Consider the following 24,009-nt stretch of genomic DNA (forward strand, 5'->3'; position numbering starts at 1 on the left):
AAACAGACGCTGAATGAGGAGCGGTTAATGTGAGCGCAATATTTGGAGTAATAAACTGGAACGATCAGCCGGTCAGTGCGAACGACCTGGAGCGGATGCGCGCGGCCCTGGCGGCACACGGCGCAGACGGCGGAGGTATCTGGAACCGCGGGTCCGCGGGGCTGGGACAACAACTGATGTGTTTTACTCCCGAAGATCGCTTTGAGCGGCAGCCGTTGGCCGGCGCGGACGGGCAGCGCGTCCTGGTCAGCGATGGACGTCTTGACAATCGCCCTGAGTTGATGCGCGAACTGGGCGGCGCGCCGTTGGATACGCGCGAGGCGCCGGATTCGGATTTTATTTTGCGCGCGTACAATAAATGGGGCGAAGATTGTATGCGCCATCTAATCGGGGTTTTTGCGTTTGCGGTGTGGGATGCGCGCGCCCAAACTCTTTTCCTCGCGCGGTCGCCTATTGTCGCGCCCCAGCTTCTTTATTGGGCCGCTCCGTCCAGACTGGCGTTCGCCACTACGGTCCGGGCGTTGTGCGCATTGCCTTTCGTTCCGCGCGCGCTCAACGAGGAAAAATTGGCCGACTTTCTCGTGGATTTGGGAGGCAAACCGCGCACCACCCTTTATCGCGATATTTATCGCCTGCCTACCGGACATCTGCTTGCCGCCGGCCGGAATGGATTCAAGACACGGTGTTTTTGGCAACCCGATCTGCAACGTGAGATTCGCTTTCCGCGCGACACGGATTACCTTGCCGCGTTTGACGAACTGTTCACGCGCGTTGTGCGCGATAATATGCGCAGTAGTGCGCCGGTCGGCGCGATGATGAGCGGCGGATTGGATTCTTCGTCGCTGGCGGTGACGGCGGCGCGTTTGCTCAGGCCGCAAGGCAAACGCCTGGCAACGTTTACCGAAGTGCCGCGCGCCGGTTTTGACGGTCCTGTGCCGGCCGGACGTTATGCCGACGAGACGCCTTTGGTTCAGGCGATTGCCCGGACATACGATAATCTTGACCTGAACCCGGTGCATACCGATGGCCGCACATTCCTGGACGACCTCGACCGGCTCTTTTTCAATCTGGAAGGCCCGTTTCGCAACACAGCAAATCGCGTGTGGATCGAAGCGATCTTGCAAGCGGCGCGCCAGCGCGGGATCGGCGTCATTCTGGATGGCATGCAGGGCAATTTAACGGTCAGTTGGGAAGGCAGCGGTTTGTTGCCGGAACTGCTGCGCGGCGGGCGCTGGGCCCGGGCTTTGCGCGAGGCGCAGGCGTCTGCGAGGCAAAACGCAAACCGTTCATCCCTGCGTATATTGGTTGGGCAGGGCGTCATGCCGCTCCTGCCGGCGCCGTTGAGGCTGGCTATCAACTGGTTGCGTGGTAAGCCGGAAAACAGAATTACTCAGCATTGGCGCGACTTCTCTTCCATTCATCCCGACTTTGCGGCCGCGTACAAGGTGGATGCGCGCGCCCGTGAGCAGAGATACGATTTTCGCATTCGCTCCATGCCGGCCAGTCGTCAGATCCGTTATGATGCGCTTGTCGCGCAGGATTTAGGAGCCTTTATCACCGCCTTCCGCGCAATGTTCGGCGTGGATTCCCGCTCGCCGCTTGCCGATGTGCGCTTGGCCGAGTTCTGCCTCGCTCTGCCGGAGGACCAGTTCCTGCGCGACGGCGAACCGCGTTCGCTCATACGCCGGGCCATGGCAGGCCGTCTGCCGCCGGAGGTGCTCTCGAACCGCAAGCGCGGCCTGCAGGCGGCGGATTGGTTTGAAGAATTGAGCGGCGTCCGCGCGGAATTGCCGGCGGAGCTGGACCGGCTGGAAAAGTGCGGCCTGGCGCACCGCGCGTTGGACCTGCCGCGGCTGCGCCGGCTGGTCGAATACTGGCCGAAGGGCGGCTACGACCAGGTCCAAGTAACGCGTGAGTATAGTTGTATTCTGGAACGCGGCCTGATGGCTGGGCGCTTCCTGCGGTGGTTTGAGGAGCAAGGATGAAACACCCCCGCCGCAGCATGAAACGATATTGTTACGATTATTTCGGACTGCGCATCCGTTCGGAAATTGAAATCCCCGATTGGCTCCCTTTTAGGAAAGACGAGGAGCTTAACTTTCCCGATGTTGTCATCAGCCTGAATATCGACGCGGCCGCACACCTGCCGGAAAGCGAAAGCCGGCCTGTAGTCGACGCACAGGCCTATAGCTTTCATATTCCCGGAACCGGAGGCTATTTGGTGCATCACGGACGTGAGATAGTAATCACACCCGCGTCGAGCGCGCAAGCGCGCGAACTGCGCCTGTTTTTGCTCGGCTCGGCGTGGGGCGCGCTCTGTTATCAGCGCGGTTTGCTCGCGCTCCACTCCAGCGCCGTGCAGGTTGGCGATCAGGCCGTCGTGTTTTGCGGTGAAGCCGGATCCGGCAAATCATCGGCTGCCGCATGGCTGATCGCGCGCAGCCATCGCTTTGTAGGAGATGATCTGTGTCTCTTCGGTGTCGCCGCCGGACAGGCGAGCGTTTATCCCTCGTCGCCGCGCTTGAAACTGTGGCGCGAGGCGCTGGGTGCGCTGGGCTTAAGCGACGAAGGCCTGGAGCGCGATCATTTCCGGTTGGACAAGTTCCACTTGCCGCGGCGCAGCGCGCTCACGCCATTGCCCGTGCGCGCCATCTATCTGCTCGAATGGGGCGAACCGGGTTTGAGACGCTTGACCGGCGTGGATGCGTTGCGCCGTTTTATTATCTCCGCAACCTATCGCGGCGACCTGCTTGAGCCGATGGGACAGGTTGCCGCGCATTGGGAACGCTGCGCCGAACTGGCGCGGGGCGTGCCGGTCTGGGTATTTTCCCGTCCGCGGGATTGGCCGGAGATGGACGCGGCGATGCGCTTGTTGCAGGCGCATTTGCGCAATAGCGTCCGCCTAAGGCGGAAAGCTGGAGGGATATGCCGGACTTGCGGACCGCGCCGGAGAAAAATAAAATCCGATTGATGTAAAAAAGAATATAATGAAGAAGCGCCAAGCGCGGCAAAAATGAGCAGTTCGGCCAACTGGACAGCGAACTGTTTGCAATTCAGATCAATATCTATGGAGGTTAAGTTGCGTTCCCTGCCCCTTATATCAGTGGTGATGCCGGTCCATGACCGCGCGCGGTATGTGGCCGAGGCGGTCAATTCGATTTTGGCGCAGACTTATCCCCATTTTGAGCTCATCATCGTGGACGATGGATCCACCGATGAGTCGCCGGAAATTGTGCGGGCGCTTGCCGCGCGCGATCCCAGGATTCGCGCGCTGTTTTCGCCGCATTACAGCCAGGGACGCGCGCGCAATGCCGGGATTGCGCTGGCGCGCGGCGAATACATCGCTCACATGGACGACGATGATGTCGCGCTGCCGGACCGGCTTGCCGCCCAACTGGACTGGATGCACCTCACCGGCGTGGATATTTGCGGCGGCTGCTCGCAAGCGTTCGGAGACAGCCATGGCCTGTTATGGTTTCCCGAGACGCACGAAGCCATCCGCAATGAACTGGTCTTTCGGTGTGGATTTCTTCAAGGAACCGTGTTAATGCGCGCGGATATCGCGAAGGCGCATCCCTACGATGAGCAGGCGTCCTTCGAAGACTATGAACTGTGGACCCGGCTCGCTCCGCTCTACCGCATGGGAAACTTGCCCCGGATTCTGCTCAGGGAACGCTTCCACCCGCAACAGATCCATAAGGCGAAGGCGGTTGAGCTTTGCGCAGACTGGCGGAAGTATTGCGAGCGTTATTTGTGCGCCCTGTTCCCCCAGGCGACACCGGCGGAGCGCGCCATAATCGCCCGCGCCGCGGCGGGAGAGCCTTTCACGCGCCTGGAGGAGCTGGAGGAGGCCGGCAGGTGGCTGGCGCGCCTGTCGCAAACGCCGGACGCGTTCCTGCGCCGGCGTATGGCGGACCGCTGGTTTGCGGTTTGCCGGAGGTCGGCGCCCCTGGGGTTGGCTTGTCATCGGCTCTACCGGCGGCTCACGCCGCAGTTCAACATTACCACCGGCCAGGGGACGTTCAAGTTATGGCTGGCGTGCGGCTTGCGGCTCAAGCCGGACTCCGGACTTTACGCCGCGCTGACGGCATGCAAACGCAGAATTGCACATCCGCAATGGTTTTCAAGCAAGGCGGATAAAGCGTTTTTCTTAACGAAGCCGCATTCCCCTACAACAAACCGAACGGTTGAGTGATAAACGTTGCCCGCTCCCTAGCCTTATATTTTTCTTCAAAATAACTCAGAACTGTCCGAAAATTAGTTAAAGGCCAACGCCTTTGATCATGCGACGCTTGAGCATGTACTCTAACAATAAAATCATTTTCCGTAAAAGCATTTACCGTCCAAAAATTCTCTGCAAGGGCTTGCTCTTTTCCTGTAAAGAAGATCTGTGGGGTTTTAAACTTTTCTGAAAGATTGAGAGAAATCTTTAGCTGAAATGGCGCACTCAATTTTTCAATTTTACACCCATAGAACACATTTTTTGAGCAAAGATCTTAAATTTTGAAGAAAGAAATATTTTATTTATCAGGTTACTGCGAGCCCATGTTCCCCGCCACCAAAAGGTCATATTCATTGATTTGCAACGGTCTAAAAAATGAAATCTGAGCGCCTCCATGACAGAGAATGGCGGAGCAAACCTCCTCATTACGGTTTCTGTTTGATCGCCGCTAAAACGATAGTCACCAAGTGCCTCCGCCTCTTCTCTCGACGGATCATTCATTAAACACTTCATTAATTCGCAACTTCTCCTTTTATATTCTTCCAAAAACAATTCATTTAATCTTAAATCATTAATGAAATCGGTTGGGATCGTCTTAAGAAAATACTGGTACCCAGAACGAAGATGATCTAATCCCCATTCTTTAATATTGTAGTGGTTCATATTATTAAATCTAGGGCATGGCTTATCTTCTTCTCCATAACAATAAGACATAACAGAGCCGTGGTATGCAGTTGTAAAGATTTCAAAAAAATTTATAGCTTGAAATCCCGTACTATAAACAAAGTGGGGGGATTTTTCCGAAAAGAAAAAACTATCTTTTTTATTTGTATCGTTTTCAATAAATATATTCCCTTTTATTATTCCAAAATAAAATCCGTGAATTGCGGTAGCGGCATAGCCTGCATAATTCAGGATTTCACGTAGTGCGGATTGGAGATGCCCCATCCAACCCAAATCGACGATCCCCCAGCGGATTTTATCAAAAAAACCAGCTTGCTGAAAATAATCGGCCGCAGCGATTTTCGCCTTCTTTGCATTATTGAGAATTAATGATGACAACAATGGGCCTTTAATTAAACCAATAAGGTGAGCTCTCTCTTGAGGATTCAGATTTTTATTGGTATTAATTCTTCTATGCGCTACGGTTTGAAGTTCTTTTTGCACTACAGCAGGATTTAAGCCCACTCTTCGGGCAAATATATTAATGGAACAATATGGGTCTTGTGACATCATCCAGGAAAGCGCATTTTTGTTGATTTCACTTAATCCCGGCAATGAAAGCGCTTGTCTTGAGGCATACAAATACCTCAATTCGATATTCATGCCTAATGCGCCGTTCACGTATTTTGCTATCTCCAAGAGTATTTGGCCATCGCGCGAAAGAAAATATAACCGCTGTATATTGTTTTTCTTCGCTTCTCGCAAGAGCCAAATTACATATATAAGAAAAATCGGACAAGCAATACTGCCTCCAAGGTTAGACAGAGTGCGATAGCGGGTAGTTTTTATGTGCGAGTTTAACCGAACCAAACGAGAAGCTCCGGCAATTATTTGCCAAACATAATTAGAGGGATGACCGCTAGGACCATACCGTGACCCGTAAAGAAGTATGTTTTCGTATCTGCTGAGCTGAGTATCGCTGTAATAAAGCGTTTTGATGCCTGCTTTCCCGGCCTGTAATATATCAACGTGAAAATTGTCCCCTATATGCACCATATCGCGCGGTGAACAACCCTCGAGAAGAAGAATTTTCTTAAATAATTTACCTGACGCTTTTGTAATTAATAACTCACTCGAACAGTAAAGAGCCGCATCCGCCTTATACACCCCAAAAGTTACAAGAATCTTTTTAATTGCATCTTTAGGCAAATATGTGTCCGAAGTAAAAATTATTCGTTTATTTTTCTCGTATAAAGAATTTAAAAGATGGACCATCTGCGGCACAGGTCGAGTCTCTTGCAGCTCCTGGTCAATCTCTAAGGACGCCAGCGAATCCCGAATGTTATGCGATAGATTAAATTTTTGCGCCACTATTCCGTAAATTTCATCAAGCGTCACTTCTTCATTGCGGGTAATCCTCCGAGCCTCCTGTTCTGCCATGATACGTATTTCAGTAAAATTCTCCGTTAACTGTTTGGGCAAGCAATCATTCTTCTCTAATAGTACTTTTTGAATGATCATAAATAGGCCTATTGGAGTAGCTGTTCTTCTGGTCGCCACGGTATCAAAGACATCAAAGCTATACACCTTAAAATGCGACTGCAGGATATTATCAAAATTTATTGCAGCCATTTGCGTTCGGTCCCTTCTTTAAATTGGTCGAGTAGAGCGCTGAACATACAAAGCGGAAGGGTGGCTTATCTGTTTACGTCCCTTTCGGTGGACGGTGCCTCAATAGCCAGCCCCCAAAGCTTGAGGTCCGCCTGACGACGACTCCCAGTCGGATCCGCGGGCTGACTTATACGAAGAAATAGACCTTTCCCCGGCTGACGACTGACCGACTCCCACACATTCACCCGTCCGACAACCGCCAGGCTGCGGAGAAATTTCATAAAATTTACTAAATAGCCCTGCTTTTTGTATTATAGCGAGAGTGCAATGCTTTTACAAATCTTTTTAGCGTCCGGAAGTTTCAGATGGTGGGAGTGCTAACGATAATGGCCCTCATGTTTACTGCAGATCTTAGTATGCGGAATTATTTATTGACGAGACGCAGAACCGAAAGCCGAGTGATACTAAAAGGCAGGGAGGATACGAAACCATGGGACCCGCAACCAAAATAAATTCCGCCAACATAATCAAGCGCGGCAAAGATGTGCCGTTCAGCCAGTTGGACGACGAACTGCTGGCCATCGACGCGCAGGCCGGTTATTGCTATTCGCTCAATGAAACGGCGGGGAGAGTGTGGGAGTTGATATCCGCCCCTATGCCGGTCAGCGCGGTGTGCGCGCAATTGCGGCAGGAGTTCGCGGTGGACGAGGCAACTTGCCTGCGCGAGACGCTCGCGCTGTTACAGGCGCTTTGTGACGCAGAACTAGCGCAGGTAATCGGCGAAGCGCCCGGCCGGGCTTCAACGGCGCCATGAACTGAGGAGGTGTCTATTTTTTCACTATATTCACGGGTGGAATATGTGATTATGACTCTGCCGTTGGCATTTGAGCCCGGCCATAGTGTCTGTGTACCGTGTGTTTGGTATAATGTTTGGTCAAAGATATTGAAAATTTAATTATTACATGGAGGACAACATGCAAGAGAAAGAACCCATTCGAACTCAGAATGAAGCGGTTGTTCCGAGCGTGGTTGAAACAGTGAATCGTTCCACACTCCGCCCCTGGCGCACGCCGACCTTAGAGCGCATACCCTTGAATGAAGCGCTTTCGGGCTCGGGGCAGGGAGTTGATGCGGGGTTAACGTCCTAAGAGAGCGCTTTTCAGATGTTGGCGGATGGAACGATCTCGCCAACGCGCCCGCGGAGATGCGGCGGCGCAACGCGGCATTTCTGCTGACGGCCGCGAAACTGATGATGTGCTTGCGGAAGCATTTTGAAAAGCCCAAAACAGCAGAAAAAAGAGATGCTGAAACCCGGATTGATATATGTGGGTAAAGCAAAGACTGGTCAGATTCCGCCGGTTTTCACCGCCGGTCCGCAGCTATCTGCTTGAGGTAATATCCTGTCTGATTCTCGCCCGTCTGTCCCTGCGGGTGATTCCTTTTAGATGGTTGACATCGTATTTCAAGCGTCCGGCTGAATTACCGGAAGCCTCTTATGCCCGGCGTGAGCGGATATGGAAATCATCTTTATTAAGATCCTACACGCCGCACAAGGAGAAGATTACCGGCGACGAGCGCAAGCGATTGCGCGAGGGAATACAAGGGCTAATTAACGAGGCGGCATGGTTTCTGCCGGGTGAAACGGCGTGTTTTGCGCGCGCGATCGCCGCGCAGAGCATACTGCGCCGGCTTGGCATAGGAACGACCTTATACTATGGCGCCGCAACACACTTCGCCGGCGGCTTAACCGCCCATGTTTGGCTGCAGGATGGCGCAGTGGGTGTTATCGGGTACGACACGGCGCAGCGCTACCACATTCTGGCGCGCTATCCGGATAAAAGCCGGGAATGAAGGACTGGTAACGGATGATCAAGCAGCTTGCCGACGCGGCCGGGCGGCTCCGGCAACAGCTCCCCTATCTGCCACAGGCTTTTAAACTGATCCGGCGGGCGGCCGGAGGATTGGCTGTTGTTTGGGCGGCCCTGCTCCTGGTCCAGGGTCTGCTGCCGGTCGCCACGGTATATCTGACCCGGACGCTTGTGAACGGAATTGCTGCGATGATCGGCGCCGGAGGCGGATGGGGGGCCATGCGGCCGCTGCTTCCGGCGGGCGCTGCCATGGTCCTGGTGCTGATCGGAATGGAAGTGTTTCAGAGCATCGGCAGATGGGTCAGCGTCGCCCAGGCGGAGCGCGTGCAGGACCGCGTTCAGCAACTCATCCATCAGCAGGCCATGCGGCTCGATCTCTCTTTTTACGACGATCCCGGTTACTACGATCAACTCCACCGCGCCCGGATAGACGCCCTTAGCCGGCCGGCCCTCCTGCTGGAAAACGCGGGCGCCCTGCTGCAAAGCCTTGTCACTTTGGCCGCGATGGGGGGAGTTCTTCTTACCTTCGGGGTATGGATACCCCTGTTGCTGGCGTTCAGCACCCTGCCCGCACTTTTGGTAGTGCTCCGCCACACGCTCCGCTTTCATCGCTGGCGGATCCAAAACACCACGGCCATCCGCAAAACAAGTTACTATGATATGTTGCTCACCCAGAGGGAGGCGGCGGCTGAAATGCGGCTGTTCGGCCTTGGCTCGTATTTCAGGACGCTTTTTAAAAATTTGAGTAAACGATTGCGCCATGAGCGGGTAGAGCTTGCCCGCAGCGAAACAGTCGCACAGGCCACTGCGGCTCTTATCGGGCTGGGGAGTATGGCCGGAGCTCTTGCCTGGATGGGCCGTCAGGCCTTAAAAGGCGCGGTCCGGCTGGGGGACCTGGCCCTTTTTTATCAGGCATTTTTCCAGGGTCAGCGCATGCTGCGTTCGCTTTTGGGCAGCGCCGGAGAGATTTACCGCAACATGATGTTTTTGGAAAATCTGTTTGAATTTCTGGCCCTTGAGCCCCGGATCGGCTCTCCGGAAATACCGCTTCCCCATCCCGGTCTGCGAAAAGAAATAGAGTTTCAAAACGTCACTTTCCGCTACTGCGGCATGACGCAGCCCGCCCTGGAGCGCTTCAATCTGCGGATTGCGGCAGGGCAGATCACGGCGCTGGTGGGCGAGAACGGCGCCGGCAAAACAACCCTGATCAAACTCCTCTGCCGTTTTTATGATCCTGAAAAAGGACGACTGCTCATCGATGGAACGGACATCCGCTCCCTTTCTATTCCGGGGCTGCGGCAGCGGATCACCGTGCTTTTTCAGGACCCGGTGCGCTATCATGACACGGTCTTCAATAATATCGCTTTCGGGGACATTGACAGCCGTCCGGATATGGACCGGATTGCCGCGGCAGCCCGGGCCGCAGGGGCGGATGCACCTATCAGCCGGTTGCCCGGCGCCCACGAAGCCGTGCTGGGGAAATGGTTCGGCGGCGCCGAACTGAGCGGCGGCGAGTGGCAGCGCCTGGCCCTGGCGCGCGCCTTTCTTAGAAACGCGGAACTCATTATACTGGATGAGCCGACCAGCGCTATGGATTCTTGGGCGGAAGCTGACTGGCTGCTGCGTTTTCGCCAGCTCACCGCCGGCCGGACAGCCCTGATCATCACCCATCGCTTCACGACCGCCTTACAGGCGGATGTAATTCATGTTATGGATAGCGGCCGCATCGTTGAATCCGGCAGCCACGAAGAACTGTTGGCAGCCCAGGGGCGCTATGAAAAATCCTGGACCCGGCAGATGCGGGGAAAAAATAATTAAGAATTCAAAACTGTATTCATTTGGCGATGTCTATGGAAACGATGGAACAGAAGTATTGCAGGCTCCTGATTGATTGTTTAAAGAATGATAAAACAGGATTAGATGTCGCCCGGCTTTCAAGTCTTTCAACGGAACATTGGCAAGCCTTTCTAGCTTTGGCAAAAACGCAGCGGGTCATGCCCCTGCTGTGGCATCGGCTCAGGCAAAAAGGGCTGGAGAGGGCAGTGCCTGCTGCAGCGGCAAAAGCCTTTCGGGAGGCTGCCCGCCGCAACACCCTGCATAACCTGCGATATTACGGAGAATTGCGGCTCCTTTTGTCCGCCATGAAGCGTGAGGGAATGCCGCTGATCCTGCTTAAGGGTATATATCTGGCGGAAGCGGTTTACGACGAAGTCGGGCTTCGGGAAATGAACGATATCGATGTGCTGGCCCGCCCCGCAGATCTTACGCGGATTTCGGATATCCTGGCGGCTATGGGCTACACGCCGCTCCAGCCTATTTGCGCGGATACCACCCTCAAGATGCATCATCATCTGCCCCGCATGGTCAAGAATGGTTATGCTTCTTTTGAAATACACTGGAACCTTACAGGTCCGGGTAAAAGCTACAGCATGGATCCCGGCGGCTTATGGAAGCGCGCCGTGCCTGGTCAGATTACCGGTTGCGATGCGTTGTCGCTTGCGCCTGAAGACCTGCTCCTGCATCTTTGCCTACACACCTCCTACCACCACCAGTTCGCTTTTGGGTTGCGCCCTTCCTGCGATATCGCGGAAACCATTCTCCGCTTCGGTTCCGCGCTTGACTGGCAGACTGTTGCGGAACGGGCTGTCAGCCAAGGCTGGCAGAGGGGCGTTTACCTGGCTCTGCGGCTGGCGGGGGAATTGGCAGGCGCGTCTGTGCCGGACGATATCCTGGCCAGGCTGCGGCCGGCGGATATGGAGGAAGCTGTTCTGGAGACCGCCCGCGCCCAGGTGTTCACCGACAAAAGCTTTGCCTTCTCGGTGCCCGTGTCTTTTGCGGAACTTCTGAACAGCAAACGCCTTTGGGATAAAATCCGTATTTTCTGGCAGCGGGTTTTTCTGCCCCGGCCCGTTATCGCCGAGCAATATTCGGTCCCGATGGATTCTGTAAAAATTTACGGCTGTTATCCGCGCCGCTTTATTGATGTGCTGCGCCGGCACGGCCGCACGCTGAAAAAGTTCCATGAAAATGATGCCCTGCTGAAAGCTCTTGTTGCCCGTACGAATCATATCGCAAACTGGCTGGCCGGGCCGACAGAGGAACCGGTGGGCCGCTCCCCGCGGCATAGCCGGTAATCTTAGGCTATATTCCGCCAAAATAGATGGCAAATCTGTAAAGTTGCAAGATGTAATACTTATAAGTTGGGTAGGTAGGAACCTTTATTGTGCGGATTTTTAAAAAATCCCCCTAAAAATGCCAATTATTCCGACTTTTCCGCTTTTCCAGCCTGAAAAAAGGGATTTTAAGCACTTTTTGATAGGTTTCAAAGTATCTGTAAAAAACATTGCGGGCCCCCGCAACCAGATTTAATAACCCCGGAATTATCAGGCGGGGTTTATTTTTTTTGCGTTCACTCATACTTTTTACTAGAATAGTATTACTATGAAAGAGAGATCCACCATCTGCCTGGAGAAAGGTCTGTTCTCCCGTCTGGATAAGATAGCCGGGGAACGGGGCTACTCCAGCCGTTCACGGGCCATATCTGATTTTATACGCCGGGCGCTGGTGAAAAAGGATTGGAACGGCGGCCGGGAATGCGCTGGAACGATTTCCGTGATGTACGCTTGTTCCGATCTCCGTCCGGGCAGGGGTATAGAGCGACTCCTGCTGGAAAACGCAAAAAGCGTCCTTTCCGCGCAAACGCATATATTGCGTGAAAAAAAGCTGCTTTGCGTTGTCGCTGTTACCGGTAGACCGGAAAAACTTCAGCGTCTGGCCGACGCGTTGCGCGGTCTCAAAGGAGTTACGCACGGCTCCTTCTCTATAATAGCACCGCTTTCATGAAGAACCCCGTCCACCACAGTCTTGTCTGGCGCAAAGCCGCCGTTCTTGGCAGCCTTTGGGCGGCTTCTGAAATAGTCCTCGGCAGCTTTCTCCATAATGCGCGCATACCGTTTTCCGGCGAATTTCTTACCGCCATAGGCATAACCATACTTGTAGCCGGGCACCGGTTGTGGCCGGAGCGCGGTCTGCTGTGGCGCGCGGGCCTTGTCTGCGCGGCCATGAAGTCCGTTTCGCCCAGCGCGGTGATCTTCGGCCCGATGTTCGCTATTTCCATGGAGGGTCTGCTTGCCGAAGCTGGTGTCAGCCTGCTGGGCGGGAATTTTGCGGGCTATTTTCTTGCCGGCGGGCTTGCCATGAGCTGGGCGCTGGCGCAGAAACTGGCCACGATGCTGATCCTTTACGGCCCGGACGCCGTTTCCATCTATATCCGGGGGCTTGAATGGCTGCGCTCCCGGGCGGGGCTGGGGCCGCAGAATTTATGGTGGCCGCTGATTTTGCTTCTGGCCGCATATTTCTTGGCCGGGCTTGCGGCGGCGGCTGCCGGAATGCGGGCCGGAAAGATAGAAGCGGTAAACCCGGAGCCAATTGCGACCGGGATGTCGTTTAAACCGCGCGGGAACTGTGAAAACTCCCGCCGCCGCTATTCCACGGCGGCGCTTCTGCTGCATATACTGTTTGTGTCGGCGGTAATGGCGGCCGGGCGTAAAATCCCGGCGGCCGCTATGCTGGGAGGCGCGGCTTTATACGCCTTTATCTGCGTCCGCGCCTATCCGCGCGCGAGCGCCTTGCTGAAGCGCGTTGGCGTATGGGCGGGGGTTATGGCCGCTTCATTATCGGCGGGCCTGCTGCTCGGCAGCGCCGTTTCCGGACTTTATATGGCTTTGCGCGCTTTTATTCTGACGATGGGATTTGCGGCTGTCGGAGAGGAACTCCTTAACCCATCGATACGCTTGCGGCTGGAGCGTTTTTGCGGCGGCGTCTTCTTTGAAACGCTGGAATACGCGTTCAGCGCCCTGCCGGGCATCATTTCCAGCCTGCCGCCGGGGCGGGAGCTGGCAAGGCGGCCTGTAGCGTCGTTAAGTAAGGCTATTTCGCGCGCGCCCTCCTGGCTGGAACTTGTTTGAGGGCCGCCTTTGTCCATCTAGGGCCTTCAACCGGTTGACCGATTTTCCGGGTTAGTGATTTCCAAGGCGGTTTTTTTGTAATATATTCAGGACAGTTTGCAACATGTGTAAAATAGTAGGAGGAAACAATGAATAAAATAGTTCTTGCGGTTTTAGCGGTAACCTTGCCGGCGGGGCTTATGGCCCAGACTCCGGCTCCGGCGACAGGCACGGGAGCGGCGCCGGCAGCGGTAGCGGTTCCCTTTGACACTCAGGGGGGGCTATTCGCGAACGACGACCAGAAAACCCTGTATTTCCTTGGCACGGCGGTCAGTTCAAAAATAAAGCAGCTCGGTTTTACTACCGAGGAAAGCAAATATATTATCATGGGCTTTTCCGACACGATGAACGGGGAAAAAACAAAGGTGGACGAATCGTACGGCCAGAAACTTAATGAGTATCTGGGCAAGAAACAGCTTGCGATGGTGAACAAGGAGAAAGAGAAAAACAAGCCGTTTGTCGAAGCGATGTCCAAGGAAAAAGGCGCCCAGAAACTGGCAAGCGGGGTCGTTTATATTCCGGTAACGGAAGGCACCGGCGCGGCACCTAAGGCCACTGACATGGTAAAAGTCCACTATCACGGCACCTTTCCGGACGGCAAGGTTTTTGACAGCTCGGTTGACAGGGGAACGCCGGCGGAATTCCCGCTTAACGGCGTGATTCCCTGCTGGACCGAGGGAGTCCAGAAAATGAAAGTGGGCGGCAAGGCGAAGCTGATATGTCCGTCAGATACCGCTTACGGAGACCAGGGCGCGGGCGGGGCTATACCCGGCGGCGCAACACTGGTATTTGATGTGCAGCTGCTTGAAATACTTAAGCCCGCGGTCGCAGTGGGGGAGAACCCCGCGAAAGCCGCAAAGCCAGTGAAGGTTGTAAAGCCCGCCGCAGTCAAGCCGGCTGCGAAACCGGCGAAATAAAATTATAGAACACAGAATATAAAATAGCAGAAGCATACAAAAAGGCCGCAGGCTTTATACGCCTGCGGCCTTTTATTTGCCCGCAAGTTGCAGTCAACTGCAACTTTCGTCCCAGAGGGGCCGCCCTTTTCCGCTAGTTGGTTGCGCCGGTGCAAGCAAAATGCAGAATGAACGGAAATATGCATTTACTAATTGCACTATGGTCGTAAAAGGGCGGGGCAACCCAGCCCTTTTGCCCAATAATTCACGAATCAGTGGGCAAAAGAGCTGCCCTTCGGGCGAATCCTTCGACTGAAGGATTCGGGTTTGTCCTGTGTTCACTGCATCCCCTGTCCGCTATTCGCTATTTCCTATTCGCTTCCCTTTTATCCTTTTCCGGCATCACCGCCGACAGCAGCATGGAAGCGGCCAACAGGCCCAGCACCACGCCCAGCGAAAGGATGGCCGGTATGTGGATAAAGTTGGAAAGCAGCATTTTTAGTCCCACATAAAAAAGTATTACGGAGATGCCGGTTTTCAGAAAACGGAAAGAATCAATTATCGAGGCGAGGAAAAAATAAAGCGAGCGCAATCCCACCACCGCAAACACGTTGGAAGTGTAGACCACGAATTTATCGGTTGAAACGGCCAGCACCGCGGGTATTGAGTCAACCGCGAAAATAATATCCGAGGTTTCCACCACCACAAGCGTGGCAAGCAGCGGTGTGGCGTACCAGAGCCCTTTTTTTATTAAAAAATCAGGCGTATCGGCGGAATTGTCAAAGGGGATGAATTTGGACAGCAGTTTTAAAACGAAGTTCCTGCCGGGGTCCATTTTTTCCTCTTCCTGCTTAAGCATTCTGACCGCCGTCAAAATAAGCACGGCTCCGAACACATAAATAAGCCAGTGGAATGTGTGGAGCAGGCCTATGCCGGCGAAAATAAGCACGAGGCGCATGATAATGGCGCCAAGTATGCCCCAGGTGAGTATTTTAGGCTGATATTTGTCGGGGATGGCGAAATAAGAGAAAATTAGCAGGAACACGAACATGTTGTCCATGGAAAGCGAGTATTCGATCACATAGCCCGTGAAGAACTCAAGCATTTTTTCATAGCCCAGCATATAGCCGGTAAGCAGGCCGAAAAGGCCTGCCACAAGCACCCAGAAGCCGCAAAGCGCCATGGATTCCCTGCGGGATATCACATGCGCTTTGCCGGCGGAAAGCTTTATGTCGGCGATAAAAAGCGCGGCCGTGGTGACAATAAAAACGCTCCACATGATCTCAAGGCGGGTCATTAAGGAAATTATACATTTAATCATGAATAAGACAAAAAATAGCGCTTGAAACCCGCGGATAGATAAATTAGAATAAGGCATATTCTTAATCGGAGGTTCTATGAACGAAACTTTTGACATAGTGCTGCTGCTTGCCCTGCCGGCTTCCGGTAAATCGGAGGTGCGCCGGTATCTTGCCAATGTTCCGGCCGGAGAACTCAGGAAAGATTTTCACATAGGCGACACTCTTCAGCTTGACGATTTCCCTTATGTGCACATGATGCGCCGCGCCGACGATGAACTGGCAAAAATGGGCCGCGCCCGGATATTCTTTAGATCGCCTGACAGGCCTTTTGCGGATCCGAAGGACTGGGGCACGCTGATACATCTTATCAATGAGGATTATGCCGACCTTATGGCCAAGCGTATTTCAAAAACCGCTTCCGCTGCGGCGCTCCTGATAGAACGCCTGGAAAGGGCCGCGAAAAAAGCCGGCCTGAACCCCAGACTTTCGGCGCTTGACGCGGGAACGCTCGCCACGGTTACCGCGGCGCTTGAAAAAGAGGCGCGCGCCATGCTGGATGAAAAACATGCAGCATACCCGGCTTCTTTTGACGGCAAAACTATAGTGATAGAAGCCGCCCGCGGCGGCGCGCACGATTCCGCCATGCCGCTGAAAGCGCCGTTCGGTTACCAGTATTCGCTCGGCCAATTCTCCCCTAGGATCCTTAAAAAAGCGGTCATCCTTTATGTGTGGGTGACGCCGGAAGAGTCGCGCCGCAAAAACACAGCCCGCACCAATCCGAACGATCCCGGCTCCATACTGCACCACGGCGTGCCCATGGATGTAATGATGAACGATTACGGCACCGACGACATGGACTGGCTGGAAAAAACCTCGGAGGTTCCCGGCACGGTTACAATAAGCGCTGGGAAGGCCAAATATCACCTGCCCATAGGCCGCTTTGACAACCGCACGGATAAAACCAGCTTTTTGCGCGACGACAAGGCCAAGTGGCCGGTTGAAAGCGTAAACGACGTGCGCTCGGGTATAAAGGCCGCCACGGATAAGCTTTTCGCCATGCGGACGGCGACAAAAAAGTAAGAGAGCGTTTTTAAAAATAGAACTCCGCCGGTTTTTTAAGCCGGCGGAGTTTTATTTGCGCGGGATTGTTATCCGCATTCCGGAAGCCTTAATGCATCTGGCTGGAACTGGTGAAATCCTCTTATCAACCTTCAGCCCTCAGCCTATCTTACCCATCAGCGCGCTTTTTCTGCGTAATTTTGCCAACACGCTGTGATGCCGGCTGTAGGTGAAGTAGATCAGGAAGCCCAGGAAAAGCCATATGAAAAGCCGCAGCCAGTTCTCCGCGGGCAGTGAGAACATAAGCAGCAGGCAGATGCCGATACCCGCGATGGGAATAAACGGGACCATAGGGCAGCGGAACGGTCGTGTCGCTCCGGGATTGGTTTTCCGCATAATAAGCACGGCCGCGCAAACCATCACAAAAGCGAGCAGTGTGCCGATATTTACAAGTTCGGCGAGCAGGCGCAGCGGGATAAAAGCCGCGAGGACCGCGACAACGACTCCGGTCAAAATAGTGGATTTCCAGGGCGTGCGAAAGCGCGGGTGGACCGCGGCGAAAATGCCCGGGGGGACCATGCCGTCTCTCGCCATGGCCAGGAACACGCGGGGCTGGCTGAGCATAAGGACCAGCAGGACGGAGGTGATGCCGGCTATCGCTCCCAGAGCGATTATAAACTGCGCCCACGGGAGCCCGACTACGCGGAACGCGTCGGCCACGGGCGCGTCTATATTGATCTGGTTGTAAGGGACCATTCCGGTCAACACCGCGGAAACCGCGATATAGAGGACCGTGCATATAACCAGGGAAGTCACGATGGCAATGGGAACATCGCGCTGTGGATTTCGCGCCTCTTCGGCGTGAGTGGAGACGGAATCAAACCCGATATACGCGAAAAATATCATGCCGGCGCCCGCAAGCATGCCGAGCGGCTCGCCGCCTAGTCCCGCGCGCCCCAGCAGAGTTTTGCCGAAGAAGCTTACCCCGCTGTAACCGTAAGGGGCGAACGGCACCCAGTTATGGGGATTCACGTAAAAGGCCCCAACCGTTATCACGAACAGTACGACCGCTACCTTTATGCCTACCATGGCCGTATTGAGCGAGGCGCTCTCCTTTATGCCTATCACGAGCACGCAGGTGACCAGCGCCGCTATTATAATAGCGGGGACATCCATCACGGTTCCGGTGAGTATAAATCTGCCGAGTTCGGGGTTGAAATCGAAAGGGGCTCTTGAAATTATATTCGGCACGTGGAATCCGAAAATGCCGATAAGATTCTGAAAATAATGCGACCAGCCGTGCGCCACCGTGGCGGAAGCCACCGTGTATTCCAGCACAAGATCCCAGCCGATTATCCAGGCGAACAGTTCGCCCAGTGTGACGTACGCGTAGGTGTAGGCGGACCCCGCGACGGGCGCCAGGGAAGCGAATTCCGCGTAGCAAAGCGCGGAGCAGATGCAGGCCGCTCCCGCCACTATGAACGAAAGGATCAGCGCCGGCCCCGTCTTATCATGGGCGGCTATGCCGGTAAGGACGAATATCCCTGTGCCGATAATGCATCCGATACCCAGGCTGGTCAGTTGAACAGGGCCAAGCACCCGGCGCAGGCGATGCTCTCCGTTCATCTCCTCCAGGAGAAGATGCAGGTGTTTTTTTGCGAAAATATGTTTCATAAAGATCTCCCGTTGCTGCAGGCTTAAGGCTGTGACACTGGCCTGTTGCGGGCCTATGGCGCTCTCCGCGGTTGAGGAAATCACCGGATTAATATTAAAACTTTATAAGCCCTCAGCCTTCAGCCTATGTAACCTGTGAAGTAATATGAATTCCTCTGAAAATTTGAAAACCGTCCTGAATATTATACAATAACAAAGTATTTATATGCCGAGGTAGCTCAACGGTAGAGCATTCGCTTCGTAAGCGACAGGTTGTGGGTTCAAATCCCATCCTCGGCTGAATAAACTTTTGCTTTAGCAAAAGTTTATACTATAAGCTTTAGGCCGTATGCCATATGCTTTTTTAGAAGTTTCCTCGATAGCTTAAGGCCTCTGGCATACGGCTTATGGCGCGGCTGGAACAGCCGCATTGCTTATGTCCAAAAAGAACACTCAGAATTACGACGAATTTTCCGATATAGATTTCGCGCCGGGTGTCAGCTTTGCCAGAAAGGCGATATGCTGGTGGCTGCCCATACTTTACCTGCTGGTTTCCGATTCCTTCTATCTTCGCACCTATGATTCCGCCCAGGTGAAAATCACTCTCCTGCAGATGGGGGGTATCGGTCTGCTTGGTTTGTGGGTTTCTTTGCTTTCCATGGAGGGGCGGAAGGCTTTCCGCGGCGATGATTTTGTGTTTTTGGCTCCTTTCTTCGCCTACCTGGCGTATGTGCTTATTTCTTTCTTCCATGCGCCATACAAAGGCGCGAGCGTCGATGATTTTGTGCGCTATATCCTCTATATGTCGGTGACGCTTATCGTTCTCAGAGAATTCAGCGTTCCCTCCATAGATCGCCTTACAAAGATACTGCTTATAACAGCCTATATCGCCGTCCTCTACGGTTTAGTGCAGTTTCTGGATATACGCTTCTTTCCGCCCAAAGACCAGGGGGCCGGGCTTGATCCGTTCGTGTGGCGACAGGCTTTCGGGCACAGGACTTTTTCAACTTACGGCAATCCCAATTTCTTCGGGGACTTTTTGGTGCTTATTCTGCCTATCGCGGTCGCGCAATATCTTAAAAAACGTTCGTTTTATCTCATTCCGCTCATCTTCCTTAATCTGCTTTGCCTCTACGGCACCGAAACAAAGGGGGCTTGGCTGGGTTTCGGTATTTCTTCTTTTATTTTCGCCGTATTTTACGGCTATTTTTTCCTGCGTGATAAGCTGAAAGGCGCCCGGGTTAAGTTCCTTCTTGGAGCCGCGGTCATGCCGATAGTGGCGTTTATCGGTGTCGCTATTTTCCTTGCCAAAAACCCCATTTCAATAAGTTTCCGGGTGGCCACCTGGCTGTCCACCTGGGAAATGATCGAGACGCATCCTCTCATAGGCACAGGGGTCGGGAGTTTTAAAATAATCTATCCTGCTTTCAGGCGCCCTACGATCTTCCACATAGAAGGCAAGCACAATACTGAAACCGATCATGCCGAGGATGAGCATATAGAGGAGTGGATGGACAACGGTCTTATCGGTTTCGGGCTTTACATCTGGATAATTGCGTTCGTGACCACCGTAGGCCTCAGAGGTCTTGAAGCGCTTACAGGAGAATTGAAAGGTTCAAGGCCGCCTCCGGCAGCATACGATCTGCTTGGATATCTTACGGCTTTTCTGGCGATGCTTATACATAATTCTACCGATGTAAGCCTGCGTTTTGTTTCTTCGGGCGTTTTCTTCGGACTGCTGCCGGGGGTTATAGTGAACCTCGCGCGGGGACAGGCGCTCTGGGAACTGCATTACAAGAATGAACAGGCCGGAACACGGGCCGCTTCAGGCGGCCCGTCCGCGACTGTGCCACTGGCCTGTCGCGGGCCTATGGCGCTGTCCGCGACTGAACCGCAGGAAACCGAAGCGCCGGCGGGCGGGATTTATACGGCCCTGCTTTGGGCGGCCCGGGCGTTTGCGCTGGGCGCGCTGGCGTATCTTGTTTTTCTGATATTCAGCGAATTTTCGGAACTTCAGGGACCGCTGCGCAATTATGTAGCCGGCGGGGAAGTATTACAGTGGTGGATATCATGGGGGGTTTTACTTTCCGTGGTGGTTTTTTTTGCCTACGCGTATTCAAAAATACTTCTTAAAGGCGCGGTACTGGGGACCGCTTTGGCCATACTGCTGGTGCTTTGGCCCACCTATTATTTTTGGGGCTGGTTCAAGGGCGATGTATATCATAACATGGCTATTTTCTTTTCCAAACAGGGCAAGTGGGAAGATGCCATAACCTACTATAAGAAAGTAAACAAGTTCGACAAATACTTCGTTATGCCTTATTATTTCGTGGGCAATGTTTTCAACGACCGCCTGAACATGGAACGGCAGTACAGGCCCGACTGGGGGGATGAAAACGGCGTTGCCCGCACTGATTTTGAAAGGGCCATGGCTTCCTATGAGATAGTCCGCGCCATAGCCCCCAATTATGTGCAGATGCATCATCAGGTGGGCACGCTTTACATGAAGATGTTCGATTATCTGAACGCGCATGGGCAGCCGCAGGAAGCCCAGGCCTACCTTGATAAAGCTTTGGCGCGGCTGAATCTCTATGAAAATCTGGACCCCGTTTACCCGTTTAACTATTACCGCAAGGCTCAGATCTACATAAACCGCAAACAATTTGATAAGGCCGAAACCGAATATCTTCATAATCTGAACGGCTGGAAGTGCTATATCAAGGGCCATCTGCACGCCACACCGGAGGCCTATACCAACCTAGCCAATGTCCGTTACGCCATGGGCAAATTCAAAGAGGCGGCGGAGGACTATCAGGAGGCCCTGAAACTGGATCCCAATTCTGAGCCGGCGAAGCGCAATCTGGGCGTTCTGCAGGCTCGTTTCGGGGTCAACATCATTTCCGTGGAACCTGGGAAATAAATGCCGGAAAAAAACGCTTTCAAGGGGGAGGGGCTGCTTAACTTGCTCCTGGTAACGGCGTTTTTTGTTTCCCCGCTGCTTTTCTTTACCGACCTCACCCGCAATCCGTATTATCTGCAAATAACACTGCTCAATATTTCTCTGCTGGCGGCTATGGCCGTTATAGCCTTAAACGCTTTCCGGGGTCACGGCAATTTTTTGCCGAGACTGCCCCTTAACATGCCTGCGGCCGCGCTTCTGGCGGTTTATCTGTGCAGTTTTATTTACGCGTATTTCAACCACGCCGCTTTTTTCCGGCCGGCCATGGCAAGCGAGGGCCTGAAAACCGGGCTGTTCACTCTGGTTAATTGTTTTTTTGTTTTTTACCTGTCGCTGAGAACCCCGTTTGCCGGTCCAGCCAAGCTTGAAGAGCCTGGAGTCAATAAATGGCTGGCGCTTATCCTGTTGTGGGGCGCCATGTGGTTCCTTTTTCCTTTTATTAAGTCCCCTGTTTCCGCGCAGGATTTCTGGTCCAGATTTTGGGATCCATACGGCGGCGTTTTATGGCTTGTGGGCGCTGCGGCCGTATATCTGACGCTCAAAAAACCCGCAAAGCAGGAAGATGTTCTGGGCATGATAATGGCGGCCGCCGGCATTTCCGCGCTTTACGGAGTGCTTGAATATTTCCATATTGAAATGGTATGGGCTAAACTTGTAAATCCCTACGGCAACCGTTCCGTTTCCACTTTCGGCAACCCCAACTTTATCTCTTCCTATGTGGTCATGCTGCTGCCGCTGGCCGCCTATTACCTCGCGGGAGCTAAAACCCTCGGCTCAAGATTGTTTTACGGGATACTCTTCTTTTCCTACGAAGGGATGCTGATGGCCAGCCTCACGCGGTCCTCCTGGATAGGCGCGGCGGTCGCTTTCATTTTTCTTTTTTCCTTCAGGGCGGTGCGGGAAAAATTTTCCGCCAACAGAAAATTTCTGGTCCCGTTCTTTTCGGCGGCGCTGGTCGTGCTTATCTTTTGGCCTTCCGCCTCCCTGAAGCCTTTCAGCTCGGGGCTTTTTGAAAGGGTTTCGGAAGGCACGGGAAAAATAAATTCCGTCTCATCTCTTTCTCTGTCGGCGGGCAACGATAAGATATATCCGTCTTACCATCAGCGTCTGCTTATCTGGACCAGCGCCTGGCAGATGGGCCTCGAAAACCCGCTATTAGGCAAGGGCTGGGGACTTTTTGAGCTTTTTTACCCGTTCTATCAGGGCAACCTGATTTTCAACTACGAAGCGGCGCGCAGCCTCCGCACCCATGCCAATAACGCCCATAACGAAGCGTTTGAACAGTGGTCGCAGGCGGGGCTTTTGGGCCTGGGCGTGTATCTCTGGTTCTTTTTCACGTTGGGCGCCGGCTTTTACTTTTATTACCGCCGCTCCGCGCCCGAGGCCGCGGCTTCAGCCGTGCCGCTGGCGGCGGCGCTGGCGGGGATGTTCGCTGATAATATGTTCAATGTTTCCCTGCATTTTGCGGTGCCGGGGCTTTTGTTCTGGTGGCTTACCGGCGCGTTGGCCCTGAAAGTTTTTTCACCCGCACCCTCCTTCAGCCTTCAGCCTTCAGCCGCGGACAGTCCGCCTAAGGCGGAACAGGCCAGTGTCACAGCCCCCGTGTGGCTCAGGCGCGCGGGGCTTGCCCCGCTCTTTTGGGATAAGCTGCTGGCGCGCAATATCATAGGCGGGACGGGAAACCGTGTTTCCTGGGCCAAAAGCGCGGGGCTTGCCGCCCTGGTCTGTTTCTGCGCCCTGTCCGTCATTTTCTGGCAAAGACAGTTCACGCGCGAATTTTATTATTTCAACGGGTTCAAAGAAATGCGCAGGAATAATTTCGCGCAGGCGGCGCGTGAGCTCAAAAAAGCTTACGACCAGTATCCGCGCGAAGTTAATACCAATTACGAATTGGCCAATGCCTACGTGCGCGCCGGAGAGTTCGAAAAAGCCGAGTGGGCCTACGCTGAGGCGCTTAATGCCAATGCCGGGTACGATGAGATCTATTTTAATCTCGCCGTGGTGCAAAGGCGCACAGGAAAAACACCGGAGGCGCTAAGCGCCCTTAAAACCTCCGCTTTTATAAACCCCCTCAGCCCGCAGGTTTATCAGGCATTGGCTGAGATCTATATATCTTCATCCGGCGTAGCCCTGCCGCCCGGTTCGGGCCCCGCAGTGCCTGGCAGTGCCGGGTCAGGCGGGGGGGGGACAAAAGAGCTGGCGGCCAAAGAGGGGGTGCGGCTGTTTTCAGACGCAGTCAGGGTTTTCCCCGATGACGGGAACATGTGGAATACGCTCGGCTATTTTTACACGCTGCAAAAAGACCTGCCAGGGGCTAAAATGGCTTATGGCCGCGGCGTACGGGTAGACCCTGATAACAAGATGCTGGCTGAAAATCTGGCCGGTATAGCCGTCAGGATGAAAATAAAGGACGATCCTGACGTGGCGTGGCTGGAACGCTACGGCTCAGCTTCCGCCGGCCTTGCGGGCGGAGATATAAACAAGGCCGTGAAAGAAGCCGGCGCCCTGTTGAATCTCGATCCCGGCAACGCGAAACTGATTACGCTTAAAGCCAAACTGCTTTTCAAGGCGGGAGATATGGAAGGCGCCAAAACCCTGCTTTTGATCCTGCTTAAAAGAAACCCGGCCGATAATGCGGCCCGTTACGGATTGGCGGTCACTTATGAAAAAGAGGGCGATTTTTCCAGCGCCAAGGCCGAGTGGGAGAGATTCCTTCAGTTTGAGCCGGGCAACGCCTCCGTGGCGGCCCGCCTAAAGGCGCTGCCGTAGGC

General features: G+C 53.8%; 16 protein-coding genes and 1 tRNA gene. 14 read left to right on the forward strand and 3 right to left on the reverse strand.

Annotated elements, in window-relative coordinates; all coding sequences use genetic code 11:
* Window positions 1-29: 29 nt before the first annotated feature.
* The 3 genes from NTX59_11555 (at window position 30) to NTX59_11565 (ending at window position 4,195) form a co-directional block, all read left to right on the forward strand.
* A complete protein-coding gene (locus NTX59_11555) occupies window positions 30-1,985 on the forward strand; it encodes an asparagine synthase-related protein (GenBank protein MCX5786313.1) in 1,956 nt (651 codons plus the stop codon).
* The gene (locus NTX59_11560; GenBank protein MCX5786314.1) at window positions 1,982-2,971 is read left to right on the forward strand and encodes a hypothetical protein; all 990 of its coding nucleotides are present in this window, start codon (window positions 1,982-1,984) and stop codon (window positions 2,969-2,971) included. Before NTX59_11555 ends, NTX59_11560 begins: the two co-directional genes overlap by 4 nt.
* A 75-nt stretch (window positions 2,972-3,046) precedes the next feature.
* Entirely contained in the window at window positions 3,047-4,195 is a 1,149-nt protein-coding gene (locus NTX59_11565) for a glycosyltransferase family A protein (protein MCX5786315.1), read from the forward strand.
* A 252-nt stretch (window positions 4,196-4,447) separates the two neighbouring features.
* Here NTX59_11565 and NTX59_11570 read toward each other — a convergent pair whose 3' ends face one another.
* Window positions 4,448-6,517: an HAD hydrolase-like protein gene (locus NTX59_11570; protein MCX5786316.1), complete on the reverse strand. Its 2,070-nt coding sequence runs from the start codon at window positions 6,515-6,517 to the stop codon at window positions 4,448-4,450.
* Window positions 6,518-6,986: 469 nt separating this feature from the next.
* On the opposite strand from NTX59_11570, the gene NTX59_11575 reads away from it, so the two are divergent.
* The 7 genes from NTX59_11575 to NTX59_11605 all read left to right on the forward strand — a co-directional run bounded on the left by NTX59_11575 (window position 6,987) and on the right by NTX59_11605 (window position 14,287).
* Entirely contained in the window at window positions 6,987-7,310 is a 324-nt protein-coding gene (locus NTX59_11575; GenBank protein MCX5786317.1) for a PqqD family protein, read from the forward strand.
* Between the two features lie 509 nt (window positions 7,311-7,819).
* Complete coding sequence (locus NTX59_11580) at window positions 7,820-8,347, forward strand: lasso peptide biosynthesis B2 protein (GenBank protein ID MCX5786318.1); 528 nt, start codon at window positions 7,820-7,822, stop codon at window positions 8,345-8,347.
* Between the two features lie 14 nt (window positions 8,348-8,361).
* Window positions 8,362-10,182: an ABC transporter ATP-binding protein gene (locus NTX59_11585; GenBank protein ID MCX5786319.1), complete on the forward strand. Its 1,821-nt coding sequence runs from the start codon at window positions 8,362-8,364 to the stop codon at window positions 10,180-10,182.
* A 41-nt stretch (window positions 10,183-10,223) separates the two neighbouring features.
* Window positions 10,224-11,498 (forward strand): nucleotidyltransferase family protein, encoded by a 1,275-nt coding sequence (locus tag NTX59_11590; protein ID MCX5786320.1) that lies wholly within the window; start codon window positions 10,224-10,226, stop codon window positions 11,496-11,498.
* A gap of 307 nt (window positions 11,499-11,805) precedes the next feature.
* Window positions 11,806-12,207, forward strand: coding sequence for a hypothetical protein (locus tag NTX59_11595; protein MCX5786321.1), 402 nt, complete (start codon window positions 11,806-11,808; stop codon window positions 12,205-12,207).
* A complete protein-coding gene (locus NTX59_11600) occupies window positions 12,204-13,331 on the forward strand; it encodes a hypothetical protein (protein MCX5786322.1) in 1,128 nt (375 codons plus the stop codon). The genes NTX59_11595 and NTX59_11600 overlap by 4 nt, the downstream gene beginning before the upstream one ends.
* A gap of 128 nt (window positions 13,332-13,459) precedes the next feature.
* Window positions 13,460-14,287 carry an FKBP-type peptidyl-prolyl cis-trans isomerase gene (locus NTX59_11605; GenBank protein ID MCX5786323.1) on the forward strand — a complete coding sequence of 276 codons (828 nt, stop codon included), beginning with the start codon at window positions 13,460-13,462 and terminating at the stop codon, window positions 14,285-14,287.
* A gap of 343 nt (window positions 14,288-14,630) precedes the next feature.
* Here NTX59_11605 and NTX59_11610 read toward each other — a convergent pair whose 3' ends face one another.
* The gene (locus tag NTX59_11610; protein MCX5786324.1) at window positions 14,631-15,587 is read right to left on the reverse strand and encodes a TerC/Alx family metal homeostasis membrane protein; all 957 of its coding nucleotides are present in this window, start codon (window positions 15,585-15,587) and stop codon (window positions 14,631-14,633) included.
* 76 nt (window positions 15,588-15,663) lie between these two features.
* Between NTX59_11610 and NTX59_11615 the strand changes: the two genes are divergently transcribed.
* The gene (locus NTX59_11615) at window positions 15,664-16,647 is read left to right on the forward strand and encodes a hypothetical protein (GenBank protein ID MCX5786325.1); all 984 of its coding nucleotides are present in this window, start codon (window positions 15,664-15,666) and stop codon (window positions 16,645-16,647) included.
* Between the two features lie 138 nt (window positions 16,648-16,785).
* Here NTX59_11615 and NTX59_11620 read toward each other — a convergent pair whose 3' ends face one another.
* Window positions 16,786-18,300 (reverse strand): amino acid permease, encoded by a 1,515-nt coding sequence (locus NTX59_11620; GenBank protein ID MCX5786326.1) that lies wholly within the window; start codon window positions 18,298-18,300, stop codon window positions 16,786-16,788.
* Window positions 18,301-18,507: 207 nt separating this feature from the next.
* On the opposite strand from NTX59_11620, the gene NTX59_11625 reads away from it, so the two are divergent.
* The 3 genes from NTX59_11625 (at window position 18,508) to NTX59_11635 (ending at window position 24,007) form a co-directional block, all read left to right on the forward strand.
* Window positions 18,508-18,579, forward strand: a tRNA-Thr gene (locus NTX59_11625).
* Window positions 18,580-18,715: 136 nt separating this feature from the next.
* On the forward strand, window positions 18,716-21,199 hold the full coding sequence (locus tag NTX59_11630) for a tetratricopeptide repeat protein (protein ID MCX5786327.1): 2,484 nt from the start codon (window positions 18,716-18,718) through the stop codon (window positions 21,197-21,199).
* Window positions 21,200-24,007, forward strand: coding sequence for a tetratricopeptide repeat protein (locus NTX59_11635; GenBank protein ID MCX5786328.1), 2,808 nt, complete (start codon window positions 21,200-21,202; stop codon window positions 24,005-24,007).
* Window positions 24,008-24,009 lie beyond the last annotated feature (2 nt).

The organism is Elusimicrobiota bacterium (assembly GCA_026388155.1).
GTDB lineage: Bacteria > Elusimicrobiota > Elusimicrobia > Elusimicrobiales > UBA9959 > UBA9634.